This window comes from Methylobacterium currus (assembly GCF_003058325.1).
In the GTDB taxonomy this organism is placed as follows: domain Bacteria; phylum Pseudomonadota; class Alphaproteobacteria; order Rhizobiales; family Beijerinckiaceae; genus Methylobacterium; species Methylobacterium currus.
Window position 1 is genome coordinate 1,296,618 of sequence record NZ_CP028843.1, and the last position, 12,995, is coordinate 1,309,612.

Sequence of the window (12,995 nt, forward strand, 5' to 3'; positions counted from 1 at the left end):
CGCGGCCCGCATTGCGACGACATCTCAGGCTCCGTTGCGTCAACTAATTCTTTAACAAGGACATATTATTACTCCCCCTAGATCGGGGAAAGCTTCACCATGCGTTATCTGACTGTCCGGAACGTACTCGGAGCAATAATATTTATTTTTGGAGCGATCATCGTCGTTTCCTCGGTCTATAACCTGAGCGCCGCGTTCGGCGCGAAGGAGAAAGCGGACCTGACCGGGCGCTACATCAAGCTCAGCCGGTCCATGCTGGAAGGCCTGGCCTCCTTCCGCAGCGAGCGCGGCTGGAGCATGACCGGCCTCGGCTTCGCACCGGAAGCGAACCGGGTGTCGCGGCGCGTGGCGCTGGAATCCCGCGGGCCGGTGGATCGGGCGCTGGGCGAGGCGGCGGCGGCTTCGCGCTCCATCGACGATCCGGCCCTCGCCGCCGCGACGGAGGAGCTGGCGGCGGCCGCCGAATCCTGGAGGTCTCTGCGCGGCCGGATCGACGCCGATCTCGACCGGCCGATGGCCGGCCGGGACAAGGCCCTGTTCGCCCAGCTGAACGAGGTCGGCGGGCGCCTGCTCACCCTGATCGACACGATGTCGGCCCAGGCCGACACCACCCTGAGGCAGCTCGACCCGGTGCAGGAATCGACCATCGCCACGAAGGCGATCATCGGGTCGCTCCGGAACCTGACCGGGCAGCAGCTCCTGGCGGTCAACATGCTGCTCTCCGGCGACCGGCTGCCCCTGCCGACGGACGGCCCGGCCCTGCGCGCCCGGGAGATCCAGGGACGGACGACCTGGGATCTCGTCGGAACCCTGCTCTCGACCAACCGTTCGGGCCTGGTCCAATCCGCCTACCGGACCGCCACCGCCGAGTATTTCGAGGGGGTCCTGGGGTCACAGCGGGCAGAGATCCTGGCCACCGTCGAGGCCGGGCGGAAGCCGAGCATCGCCCCGATGGATGCGTGGCTCGAAGGCGCCGCCAAGGGGCAGTCGGCCATCGCCGCGACGGCGCTCGCCCTGATGGACGCCGCGGCGACCGCCGCCGATGCGGAGACGGCACGGGCCCGGCAGGCCTTCGCGGTGCATTGCACGCTCGCGATCGCCGGAATTCTCCTGACGCTGATCGGGGCGGCGATCGCGCAGGTCTGGATCGCGGGCCGGATCCATACCCTCGCGGCGGCGACCCGGCGCATCGCGGACGGCGATCTCGCCGTCGCGGTGCCGGGCGCGCATCACCGGGACGAGATCGGCGGCATGGCCGCCGCGCTCGAGGTCTTCCGCGACACCATGCAGCGCGGCCGCGCCCTGGAGCGCGAGACCGAGCAGGCCCGTCTCGCGGCCGAGGAGCAGCGGCGCGCCGGGATGCGCGCGGTCGCCAATGCCTTCGAGGAGGCGGTGGGCGCCGTCGTCGCCAAGGTCTCGGCCTCGGCGACCGCTCTCGAGGGCACCGCACGGAGCATGACCGCCACCGCGACCGAGACCGCCGGCCAGTCGACCTCCGCGGCTTCCGCGGCGGAGCAGGCGGCCACCAACGTCGACACCGTGGCGGCGGCCGTCGAGGAGCTGGGCTCCTCGGTCCAGGAGATCGGCCGGCAGATCGTGGCCTCGTCCGATCTCGCCGGACGGGCCGTGGCCGAGGCGGACGAGACCATGCGGCTGGTCCAGGAGATGACGCGCAACTCTAGCAGGATCGGCGACATGGTCGGGATGATCGCGACCATCGCCTCGCAGACCAACCTCTTGGCCCTCAACGCGACGATCGAGGCGGCGAGGGCCGGGGAGGCGGGGCGTGGCTTCGCGGTGGTCGCCGCCGAGGTCAAGGAGCTCGCCACCCAGACCGCCAAGGCCACCGACGAGATCAGCCAGCAGATCGGCCAGATCCAGGTCGTCACCGAGCAGGCGGTCGGGGCGATCACCGCGATCACGACCCGCATCGGCGAGATCAGTACGGTCACGGCGACGATCTCGGCGGCGGTCGAGGAGCAGGGAGCGACGACGCAGGAGATCGTCCGCAACGTGGCGCAGGCCTCGGCCGGCACCCAGGAGGTCACCGGCAACGTGGCGGGCGTCGCCCGGGCGTCGGAGCGGACCGGCCTGGCCGCCCGGCAGGTGCTGGATTCGGCCTCCGACCTCTCGCGCGAATCCGAGCATCTCGGTACCGAGGTCGAGCGCTTCCTCGCGCGGGTGCGCGCCGCCTGAGGCACCAAACGATGCAGATCCCGCTCTCGGTCCACCGTGCCGAGGACGGTTCGGCTCAGCGCAGCGGCAGCCCGACATAATTCTCCGCGATCACCGTCTGCGCCGCCTGCGACCCGCGGATATAGGCCAGCTCCGCCACCTGCATCCGCCGGGCGAAGTCGTCCATGTCGGGGAAGCGGTGGGTGAGGCCGGTGAACCACCAGCTGAAGCGCTCGGCCTTCCAGACCCGGGCGAGCGCCCGGGCGGAATAGCCGTCGAGGCCGGACGCGTCGCGCTCGGCATAGTGCAGGTTCAGGGCCTCGGCGAGCATCGCGACGTCGGAGACCGCGAGGTTCATGCCCTTGGCCCCCGTCGGCGGGACGATGTGGGCGGCGTCGCCCGCCAGGAACAGGCGGCCGTAGCGCATCGGCTCGGCGACGAAGCTGCGCAGGGGCGCGATGCTCTTCTCGAAGGAGGGGCCGCGCACCAGCCCGGCCGAGGCCTCCGGCCCGAGGCGCGTCTCGACCTCGTCCCAGAAGCGCTCGTCCGGCCAGTCCTCGATCCGCTCGTCGAGACCGACCTGGACGTAGTAGCGGCTACGGGTCGGGGAGCGCATGCTGGCGAGCGCGAAGCCCCGGGCGTGGTTGGCGTAGATCAGCTCGTGGTTGACCGGCGGCACCTCGGCCAGGATGCCGAGCCAGCCGAAGGGATAGACCCGCTCGTAGACCTTCAGCACGTCGGCCGGGATCGCCGCCCGCCCGACGCCGTGGAAACCGTCGCAGGCCGCGACGAAGTCGCAGGCGAGGGTGTGTGCAGCCCCGTCCTTGACGTAGGTGACGCTCGGGCTGTCGCCGTTCAGGCCGTCGAGCCGCAGGTCCTCGGCCTCGAACACGATTCTGACGCCGCGGGGCCCGGCGGCGTCGAACAGGTCGCGCATCACCTCCTGCTGGCCGTAGACCGTCACCGCCGCGCCGCCGGTCAGGGCCGCCATGTCGACGCGGAAGATCTCGCCGTCATAGGCGAGGTTGGTGCCGGTATGGACCAGGCCCTCGGCCTTGAGCCGCGCATCGAGGCCGAGCCGCTCCATCAACGCGACGGTGCCCTGCTCCAGCACGCCGGCCCGCACCCGGCCCTCGACGTAGTCGCGGGTGCGCCGCTCCAGCACCACCGCGTCGATCCCGGCGCGGGCCAGCAGGTGGGCGAGAAAGAGGCCGGCCGGGCCGGCGCCGATGATGGCGACCTTCGTGCGCATCCGCGTGTCCTTGAGCGTTTCCTTGAATCTTGGCGCCACCGTCTCGGCGGTGGACGCTCGATGGCGGAAAGGTGAACCGCGCCAGCCCGGTTGACGATGGACGGGGCGAGGGAAAAGTTGGATTTTTCGAAGTCCCCGCCCGTCCCGCCAGGGCCCGCCCGCGATGCGCCTCGATCCTGCCCAACCCCCTGCGGTGCCGCATTTCTTCCTCTACGGGGAGGCACCCCGGGATGCCGACGACCGCTTCCTGCACATCGAGGCCTTGGACGATCGCAGCCGGCCGAACCGCTGGACCATCCGCCCCCACGTCCATTCGAGCCTGCATCAGTTGCTGCTCATCGCCGAGGGCGGCGGCGAGATGCGGGCCGAGGCCGAGCGGTCCGCGTTCACGGCGCCGTGCCTGCTGGCGGTCCCGGCCGGCACCGCCCACGGCTTCCGCTTCGCCGACGGCACGGTGGGGGCGGTGCTGACCCTCTCGGCGCGCTACCTGCGCGACCTGTGCGGGCGCGAGCCGGAGCTGGCGGCGCTCTTCGCCGGCCCCGCTTCGCTCACCCTGCCGGAGCCGGGCCCGGTCGAGGAGGCCCTGGCCGAGCTTGCCCGGGAGCTCGCCTGGGCGGCGCCGGGACGGCGCGGCGCCGTCGAGGCTCACCTGATGCTGCTCCTGGTCGCCGGCCTGCGCCGTCTCGCCGCCACGCGCGAGCCGCCGGCCCCGCCGGGCCCGCAGGCGCTGCTCACCGCCCGCTTCCGCGAGGCCGTCGAGGCGCATCACCGCCGCGAGCGGCCGCTCTCCGCCTATGCGGAGGATCTCGGGGTGACCGAGGCGCGGCTGCGCGCCGCCTGCCGGGCGGTGACGGGCTTGAGCCCCGGCCGGATCATCCGCGAGCGCCGCCTGCTCGAGGCCAAGCGCAGCCTGCTCTATTCCGATCTCGGCATCGCCGAGATCGCCTACAGCCTCGGCTTCACCGACCCGGCCTATTTCTCGCGCTTCTTCGCCAAGGGCACCGGCGAATGCCCGCGGGCGTTTCGCGACAGGCGCGGCGCGGACAGGGGAGAGACGCGATGACGCGAGAGAACGGACTGACCCGGCCAGGGCTCACCCGACAAGGCTTCCTCGGCGCCGCGCTGACGGCGGCGGTCGGCGGCGGGGCCGCCGCGCAAGGAACGGAGCTGCACCGGCGGCCGATCCCGGCGAGCGGCGAGCCCCTGCCGGTGATCGGGCTCGGCACTTGGCGCGGCTTCGACGTGGGGGCGAAGCCCGCCGAGCGTGCGCCCCTGCGCGAGGTGGTGGCGACTTTGCTCCGCCAAGGCGGCCGGGTGATCGATTCCTCGCCGATGTACGGGCGGGCGGAAGGCGTCACCGGCGACCTCGTGGCGGAGGCCGGGGCCCGCGAGCGGACCTTCCTCGCCACCAAGGTCTGGACCAGCGGCCGCGAGGCGGGACTCGCGCAGATGACGCGCTCGCTCCAGCTCCTGCGCACCGATCGCCTCGACCTGATGCAGATCCACAACCTGCTCGACTGGCGCACGCACCTGCCGACCCTGAGGGACTGGAAGGCGGAGGGGCGGATCCGCTACCTCGGCATCTCGCACTACACCGAGAGCGCCTACGACGCCGTCGAGGCGGTGCTGCGGGCCGAGCGGCTGGATGTCCTCCAGATCAACTACGCCCTCGACGACCGGGCGGCGGAGACGCGCCTGCTGCCGCTCGCCGCGGAACGCGGCGTGGCGGTGCTGGTCAACCGTCCCTTCGGCGGCGGCGGGCTCTTGCGCCGCCTGGCGCAGACGCCGCTGCCGGACTACGCGGCGGAACTCGGCTGCGCCTCCTGGGCGGAGATCCTGCTGAAATTCGTGATCTCCCACCCGGCCGTGACCTGCGCCATCCCCGGCACCGCCGATCCCGGCCACATGGCGGCGAACCTGCGCGCCGGCACCGGCCCGCTGCCGGACGAGGCATTACGGAAGCGCATGGCCGCGACCCTGCCGGGCTGAACCCAAGCTGAACGCAAACACCGGCCAAGTCGCCAGACAGCTTTACGGCAGCAAGCGCGGCCATAGCCCAGTCGATCCGCCCACAAGAGCGCTCCGCCCCGCCATATTGCTGCCGTTCTGCCTGTGTTAATGATCCCCCATCCACATCGCTTCTCGTCCAGCGCGCGACCGTCCATGTTCGCGCCGCGGGCGGTCGCGGTCCACGCGCACCATCCTGCCACGCGTCAAGAAGCGAGCCGGCTTCGATCCTTCGGCCGGGCTCGACCAATCATCGGGGGTTCCATGCTCAAGTCGTCCGTCGCCGCTCTCGTCCTGTGCGCCGCCCTGCCGGCCAGCCTGCAGCCGGCGGCGGCGGAGGGGCGGGGATATAACGGCACCTGGTCGGTGCAGCTCGTCACCGAATCGGGCATGTGCGACAGCCGCTACTCCGTCTCGCTCGCGATCGCCGACGGCGACGTCCGGGTCGCCTCGACGGGTGAGGGCGGTGCGACCGTGAGCGGGCGCATCGGGCCGGACGGCCATGTCGGCCTCACCGTCCGCCACGGCGCGACGAGCGGCGCCGCCTCGGGCCGGCTCCAGGCCAATTCCGGCTCCGGCACCTGGAACGTCTCTTCCCTGTGCTCCGGCCGCTGGACCGCGCAGCGCCGCACGGCCCGGGTCGCGCAGGCGGACTGACGACGATCGCTGCACGACGCAGCGATCCTTCTACCCGCCGGCTTTCGAGCGGGTGCAGAACCGGCTCCAGGCTTGTGCATGCACGGTGCTGATGATGCCCGAGGCCCAGAACAGGCGGCAATCGGGCATCAGCGGCGCGTTGTGGCTCTCCAGGTGGTAGGTGCCCCGCTGCGAGCCGCGCAGGATCTTCTTCAGGAAGCGGTGCCCCTCCGCCGTCGTCACGGCGGCGTAGAGGTCGAGCAGGCGCTCCGGGCTCTCTCCCGCCTCGGCGCAGAGCACCACGTCGTCCGGCTCGTATTTCGGATACATCGACAGGCCGGCGACCCGGAACGCGATGGTGCCGTAGGGCACCGGGAACGGCACCGTGATGCGGAAGAGGTCGCCCCCCGGCCCGGGCTGCTCGTCCCCGGTGTCGATCAAGCCGCCGGCACTGATCAATCCCTTCACTCCCACGACCTGGCCGCCCTCGGCGGGCTGTTCCGGCGCATCGTCGTCGCCGAACAGGAGACCTTTGGCGGTGACCTCGACGCCGTCGCGGCGGAAGCGCGCGGCGTAGCGCTCGGCATCGTCCTGGCCGATGGTCCGGGTGCCGGCCTCGTGCGCCCGGTAGGTGCTCTCCGGCCAGGCATTCTGCAAAGCGGCGTCCCGCGCCGAGCGGTAGCCGGCGACGATGCGCGCCTGCCGCAGCCGCTCCCCTTGCGCGGCCCGGACCCGGTTCTCTCCCGACTGTATCACCTCAGCGAAATTCCCCGACACTTGAGGTATTGAGCAAAATCATTACATCATGTAGCTACCGCTGCCGCAAGGACCGCGGCCAGGACCGGGCAAGCATCGTTGTTCATCCCGGTCCCGTCCTGCACCCTAACCCAGCGGCAGCCTGGCGCCGTACCCCTCGTTGCGGGAGTCCTCCGATGGTCCACCGTTTCCTCGCCGCTAGACGCGGGCTGCCCGACGACGGGTCCGCTGACGAGGGAGCCGCTGACGAGGGGGCCGCTCCTTGGCGCAAGGCAGGGCCGGCGGCGGACGATCCGAACCGGGACTGCCCTGATCGCTCCGGCGGCGAATCGCCGCAACGGGTGCGCGACGCCAGGGAGAGCCGTCGCGCCGCGCGCCGCGCCGGTGCAGGAGGGACGCATGAAGGTTGCCCTGATCGTGCTCTGGACCCTCGCCGCGGGGGTCGGCCTGTTCCTGATGGTGCGCGCCCGGATCGTGCGCGCGACCGAGGCGCTGACGCGGGAGGCCGCCCGCGAGCGGATCGCCCCGCCCGACGCGCCGCCGGATCGCCCCGGCGAGGCCTGACCGGAACCGCCCTGCGGCAGCCGGGGAGGGCGGCGTGAGCGGGAAGAAACGCCGCATCGCCCGCCGTCGCCGCGAGGCCCTGGCGCATGACCGCCCGCCGGCGGCGAGGACAGCCGAGATCCGCCGCCGGCGCCGCCGGCGGATCCGGCCCGCCCGGATCGTGCTGGCGGCCGACCGGGTCTGGCTCGTCGCCGAGACGAAGCCGCGCTGGGCCGCCCGGACGGCCCGCGACCTCGACGATGCCGGCATCCCCACCTTCGAGCCGCGGGAGGAGATCGAGCTGACCTCGGCCCAAGGCCGCCACCGCACCGTCCGGGTGCCGCTCCTGCACCGCACGCTGTTCGTCGGATTGCGCGACGACGACGACCTCGTGCGGGTCGAAGGGCATCCGGGGATTGCCCGGGTGCTGTTCCGCGACGGTCGCGCCGTGGTCGTCGCGCCCGCCGTGCTCCAGGGCTTCGCCGACGCGATCACCGGCCACGGCAGTGGCGGGGAGGGCGGCGACGCGGAGGCGGTGACGGCGCTGCTCTTCGCCCTCGGCGACGACGTGCGGGTGACGGCCGGACCGCTGGCGGCGTTGCGCGGCACGGTCGAGGGGATCGATCCGGCCCGCCGGCGCTACCGGGTCGCCCTGTCGCTGTTCGGGCGCGAGACCCCGGTGCTGCTCGACGAGGATCGGGTCGCGCGGGACTGAGCCGCCGGAAAAGTTGCGCCCCGCCGAAGAGAACATTTGACGAACATCGGCGGGGCGGGTACAAGGGTTTCAGGTTATCCGGGTCTGCGGCCTGCCCCTCGGGGACGTGGCTGCTCGACTGCCCCGCGACGCGGGGATGTGTCCCCGGACCCGGCCCACGGCATCACCGAGGCGAAGGGCGGCTCGTGTCCGCTGGCCTCGGGGTAGCCGTCAGCCCCGGGCCGTGCCGCGCTTCCCACTTCCCAAAGAGGCGACATGGCCAACAGATTCTCGACCAAGAGGCTCTCGGCACGGCGGGTCATCGACTGGGCGGGCATCGCGGCGGCCTATCGGGCGGAGCCGGAGGCCGGGCCCGCGATCGCGCGGCGCTTCGGCATCAGCCCGACGACGCTGCGGCGCCGGGCGCGGGCGGAAGGATGGAAGCGCGAGACCCCGGCCTTCCTGCCGGGGGTCGCCCCCTCTGAGATGGCCCCCTCGGGTGACGGGCCCATGAGCAAGGCGCCTTCAGGCGAGATGCTTCCGGGCGACGTGCTCGGCGGCCACCGCATCGTGGTGGCGCAGGGCGCCGCCCTCACCCTGCATCTCCTCGACGAACTCCAGGCCGCCACGGCCGAGGCCGCGCCGGATGACGGCGCGGAGGAGGGCGGGCTCGCCCGCGCGGCTATCCTCCACAAGCGCGTCGCCGCCCTGCGCGACCTCGCCGCCGCGGCGCGGCTGTGGATCGCCCTGGAGCGGCAGGCCTGGGACCTGGACGGCAAGGCGGACGGCAAGGGGGACGCGAGGCACCGTGACGAGACCGCGATCCCCGACCCCGAAGCTGCCTTCCGCCTCCTCGACGAGGGGCAGCGGGCCCAGCTCCGGGCCATCGTCGAACGCCTGTCCCAAGCCGGACGCGTCTCCGATGCCGGGAGCCTGGCTCGACAACCCACCGGCCCTGATCCGGGCCCTCGACCGGCTCGATAGCGAGGAGAGCCTGGCGGGCTTCGTGCGCCGGGCCTGGCCGGTGATCGAGCCCGGCGCGCCCTACATCCATGGCTGGCACATCGACGCGGTCTGCGCCCATCTCGAAGCGGTGACCGCCGGGGAGATCACCCGGCTCCTGATCAACGTGCCCCCCGGCACGATGAAGAGCCTGCTCGCCGGCGTGTTCTGGCCGGCCTGGGAATGGGGGCCGAAGAACCGCCCTTCTTTACGCACCGTCGCGGTCTCGCACACCGAGCGGCTGGCTTTGCGCGACAACCTGCGCACCCGGCGCCTCATCACCTCGCCCTGGTACCGGGACCTGTGGGGCGGACGGGTGCGGCTCACCCGCGACCAGAACCGCAAGGGCCGCTTCGAGACCACGGCGACCGGCTTGCGCGAGGCGGTCTCGGCCGGCTCGATCACCGGCTCGCGCGGCGACCGGGTGATCCTCGACGACCCGATCTCGGTCGACGGCGTTCACGGTAATCTACAGCCTTCTCAATCACTTACCTACCATATCGGCCACGCTAGGAAGCAGCAGTTCGTCAGTCGGTCACGCCTCAGTCACAGTCAGGGACCGAACACGCTATGGCGACGATCAGGAGACGGAACGGGAAATGGCAGGTTCAGGTACGCAGGGCTGGGCAAGGGTCCGTTAGTCGCTCATTCATTCAGAAGTCAGAGGCTCAAGCTTGGGCACGACAGATGGAGATCCAAGCCGACAGAGGTGAGCTGGCGACACAGACAACCGACATCACCCAGCTCACATTCTCAGACTTGATCACTCGATATCGTGATGAGATAGCAAGTCGCAAGAGAGGACATCGGAGCGAGGTATTCTATCTTAACTCGCTTCTCAGACATCCAATTGCTCAGACAAAGCTTAATTGTCTAACAACAGACAAACTCTGTGCATACCGCGATGAAAGATCAAAACACCTCAAACCATCATCGCTGAAACGTCGATTCGCGGTACTTCATAATTGCTTTGAAGTTGCAATCAGAGAGTGGGGAATTGCACTACCTCGAAATCCAATTAGCTCGATCAAACTTCCAACGGGCAACGTATCGAGAGAACGCAGACTCAGACACAACGAGGGAACGCTGATTGAGGACGCGTTGAATACACCATCAGCCGCATACCTAAGACCTCTCATTACCATGGCGATAGAGACCGGGATGCGGAAAGGCGAACTCCTATCGATCCGCTGGGTAGATGTCGACTTCGACGCTCGGACGGTCAAAATACTTCGAACCAAGAACGGGCATCCACGCACGGTCCCACTATCACCTACTGCGATCCAGACACTCTCAGCTATGAAACGAGATGCAGAGCGGGTCTTTCCGATCTCAGACAATGCAGTCCGTTTCGCATGGGAGCGCATGAGGAAGCGAGCGGGCATACCCGACCTTCGCTTTCACGATCTCAGACACGAAGGAATATCACGGCTGTTTGAAGCTGGATTGAACGTGCCCGAGGTGGCTATGGTAAGCGGTCATCGATCTCCGGCCATGCTGTTCCGGTATACACACCCAAAGCCTGAACACGTAGCTGCCAAACTAGCGACGCGGGATACACAGGGCTTGAAAGGAGGTAGCAGCGCGGCTGGTCCTGAAGCATCGGCCGATGATCTCCTCTAATGCCCTCACCAGGAAGGTGGCGAGCTACGGGAGCCGAAGGCTGACACAACCGCAAGCGGGCGACCATCACCGCGAACTAGCAACCCAGAGCCACGCTTCCGATGTCGCACGGAATGCATGGGACACTCAGACACCCGAGAATCTATCCGCCCTCGCGACCAAGCCCAGGCGACTAACGGACGCTCAATGGGACTGGACCAAGGGGAATGTGCTGAGCTGCGCGAGGCGTTCAGTCGATTCCGCAACTCACACCATCTGTCGGATGATCGAGCTTGGACTGGAGACAGCTATGAGGCGAGGGGAGGTGCTGAGGCTGCGGGGCAGGGACATCGGATCAGACCGACGTACTCTACGGTCCGCCTTCTCAAGACAGCAAGCCCAGGGAGCCTGCCATTTCATAAGAGATATGATAGTTCAGCCTCATAGCCAGGCGAGCTTGCATATCCCCAGGCGCCTCGATCTTCGCTTGCCCTCGCTCCGGAAGCGTCAAGGGTGGGCCTTTGCGGGCCATCAAACACCTATTGTCAACCAAGGAATCGTACTATCCATGAAGGTGAAAATAGGGCTGCGGCCACACTGCCTTCTGCTGGAGGACATTCGTTGCAGGATCTTATTAAACGGCTGATGGACCGGCAGAAAGTAAGAACAGAAGCCGATGTTCAAGCAGACATACGGCAGTTTCTACTTACGGCCCCTCTCTCGCTAAGTGAGGGCGACATTGAGAATATAGTTCTTGAGTCACCGTTGGGTGACAGGCGCCGGATAGATATTGAACTTGGATCGGCCGTTATAGAGGTGAAACGCGATCTACGAAGTGGAAAAACTAAGGACGAAGCAATAAACCAGTTAGCCGGTTACGTCGAGACTAGAACGAATCAAACAGGCCGTAGATATGTGGGCATACTTTCTGACGGCGCCGAATGGTTGTGCTTCAATCTATCTGCTGGCAAGCTACATCAGGTTTCAGATATTACGATCCGCAACGCAGAAGATGATCTCCCTCGCCTTCTTGCATGGGTAGAGGGGGTTCTCGCTACAGCTCAGAACATTAGTCCAACAGCTAATGAGATAGCAGCTCGTCTAGGCGCTGGCAGTAGTTCGCATGCTCTTGATAGAGCAACACTTCTTATATTGTATAATGAAAATAAAAACCTGCCGTCTATAAAGATGAAACGCGGGTTATGGACGCGCCTACTCACGTCTACATTGGGTACACAGTTCGACGATACGGACGAACTTTTTGTTGAACATACGTTATTAGTCAATTCGGCTGAGATTATAGCCCATGCGGTGATTGGCATTGATGTCAAGCAAATAGATCCCGCGCGACTGCTTGCAGGTGAAACGTTTATAGATAGCGGAATATATGGTGTAGTAGAACAAGATTTCTTTGATTGGGTTATTGAATTAAATAGAGGTCAAGAATTTGCTAGATCTTTAGCTAGACGTTTAGCTCGATTTGACTGGGGATCGGTAAATCAAGACGTTCTGAAAGTACTTTATGAGTCCATCATAGGCACAGAGACTAGGAAGCGGCTCGGAGAGTATTATACTCCAGATTGGTTAGCAGAAGCAGTAGTGGAAGAAGCGGTTCAGCAGCCCTTACAAGAGCGAGTGCTCGACCCAGCATGCGGGTCCGGTACTTTTTTATTCCACGCAATTAAGAAATATATATCGACCGCAGTCAGACATGATGTTCCGGTACCTCAGATTATACAAGGTATCACTAAATCTATATTCGGAATGGACCTTCATCCAGTAGCAGTTACTTTTGCCAGAGTCACATATATTCTTGCAATAGGTAGAGATTTTCTAACTCATCCTGAACGTGGAACCATTCATATCCCTGTGTATTTAGGCGACTCAGTACAATGGGAGGAGCAAGCGACCGATTTATGGTCAGCTGATAATCTCGTTGTACAAGTAGAAGACAATCGTGAGCTTTTTACAGCAGAACTTCGATTTCCTGAGATACTTCTTAGTAACGCATACGTATTCGATCAGCTTGTGCAGAGCATGGCTGATATGGCATCGAACAGACAACCCGGTAGCAAAGTTCCTTCTATGTCTCCGGTTTTCCGACGGCTTGGAATACAGCAAGCTTCGCACCAGACCGTTGAGCATACATTCCGAATCATGTGTAGCCTTCATGATCAAGGGCGGGATCATATATGGGGATACTATGTGCGCAATCTCGCGCGACCCATGTGGCTGACACGTTTAGCAAATAGGGTCGACGTCCTAGGGCCTGTTGTCGCTTGAACTCTCTGCGAGGATGAGCGTTTCCCCGCTTTGAGCGAGGAGACA

12 protein-coding genes are annotated in these 12,995 nt (G+C 66.4%); 10 read left to right on the forward strand and 2 right to left on the reverse strand.

Going from position 1 to position 12,995, the window contains the following annotated elements; all coding sequences use genetic code 11:
- Positions 1 to 99: 99 nt before the first annotated feature.
- Positions 100 to 2,196, forward strand: coding sequence for a methyl-accepting chemotaxis protein (locus tag DA075_RS05945; RefSeq protein WP_099952434.1), 2,097 nt, complete (start codon positions 100 to 102; stop codon positions 2,194 to 2,196).
- A gap of 55 nt (positions 2,197 to 2,251) precedes the next feature.
- Here the strand turns inward: DA075_RS05945 and pobA are convergent, their stop codons facing one another.
- A complete protein-coding gene (pobA, locus tag DA075_RS05950; RefSeq protein WP_099952435.1) occupies positions 2,252 to 3,427 on the reverse strand; it encodes a 4-hydroxybenzoate 3-monooxygenase in 1,176 nt (391 codons plus the stop codon).
- A 163-nt stretch (positions 3,428 to 3,590) separates the two neighbouring features.
- On the opposite strand from pobA, the gene DA075_RS05955 reads away from it, so the two are divergent.
- The 3 genes from DA075_RS05955 (at position 3,591) to DA075_RS05965 (ending at position 6,091) form a co-directional block, all read left to right on the forward strand.
- Positions 3,591 to 4,490, forward strand: coding sequence for a helix-turn-helix domain-containing protein (locus DA075_RS05955; RefSeq protein WP_099952436.1), 900 nt, complete (start codon positions 3,591 to 3,593; stop codon positions 4,488 to 4,490).
- Complete coding sequence (locus tag DA075_RS05960) at positions 4,487 to 5,416, forward strand: aldo/keto reductase (RefSeq protein WP_099952437.1); 930 nt, start codon at positions 4,487 to 4,489, stop codon at positions 5,414 to 5,416. The genes DA075_RS05955 and DA075_RS05960 overlap by 4 nt, the downstream gene beginning before the upstream one ends.
- Positions 5,417 to 5,698: 282 nt before the next feature.
- The gene (locus DA075_RS05965; RefSeq protein ID WP_099952438.1) at positions 5,699 to 6,091 is read left to right on the forward strand and encodes a hypothetical protein; all 393 of its coding nucleotides are present in this window, start codon (positions 5,699 to 5,701) and stop codon (positions 6,089 to 6,091) included.
- A gap of 30 nt (positions 6,092 to 6,121) precedes the next feature.
- Here the strand turns inward: DA075_RS05965 and DA075_RS05970 are convergent, their stop codons facing one another.
- Positions 6,122 to 6,826, reverse strand: coding sequence for a S24 family peptidase (locus DA075_RS05970; RefSeq protein WP_244936511.1), 705 nt, complete (start codon positions 6,824 to 6,826; stop codon positions 6,122 to 6,124).
- Between the two features lie 399 nt (positions 6,827 to 7,225).
- Between DA075_RS05970 and DA075_RS36430 the strand changes: the two genes are divergently transcribed.
- The 6 genes from DA075_RS36430 (at position 7,226) to DA075_RS05995 (ending at position 12,950) form a co-directional block, all read left to right on the forward strand.
- Positions 7,226 to 7,390: a hypothetical protein gene (locus DA075_RS36430; RefSeq protein ID WP_164712215.1), complete on the forward strand. Its 165-nt coding sequence runs from the start codon at positions 7,226 to 7,228 to the stop codon at positions 7,388 to 7,390.
- 34 nt (positions 7,391 to 7,424) lie between these two features.
- Positions 7,425 to 8,084, forward strand: a complete 660-nt coding sequence (gene nusG, locus DA075_RS05975; RefSeq protein WP_099952439.1) for a transcription termination/antitermination protein NusG — start codon at positions 7,425 to 7,427, stop codon at positions 8,082 to 8,084.
- A 255-nt stretch (positions 8,085 to 8,339) separates the two neighbouring features.
- Entirely contained in the window at positions 8,340 to 9,047 is a 708-nt protein-coding gene (locus DA075_RS05980) for a hypothetical protein (protein WP_174800064.1), read from the forward strand.
- A complete protein-coding gene (locus DA075_RS37375) occupies positions 8,986 to 9,828 on the forward strand; it encodes a hypothetical protein (protein ID WP_244936512.1) in 843 nt (280 codons plus the stop codon). Before DA075_RS05980 ends, DA075_RS37375 begins: the two co-directional genes overlap by 62 nt.
- Positions 9,753 to 10,688 (forward strand): tyrosine-type recombinase/integrase, encoded by a 936-nt coding sequence (locus DA075_RS05990; protein ID WP_244936513.1) that lies wholly within the window; start codon positions 9,753 to 9,755, stop codon positions 10,686 to 10,688. Before DA075_RS37375 ends, DA075_RS05990 begins: the two co-directional genes overlap by 76 nt.
- Positions 10,689 to 11,288: 600 nt before the next feature.
- Positions 11,289 to 12,950, forward strand: a complete 1,662-nt coding sequence (locus DA075_RS05995) for an N-6 DNA methylase (protein WP_244936514.1) — start codon at positions 11,289 to 11,291, stop codon at positions 12,948 to 12,950.
- Positions 12,951 to 12,995: the final 45 nt, after the last annotated feature.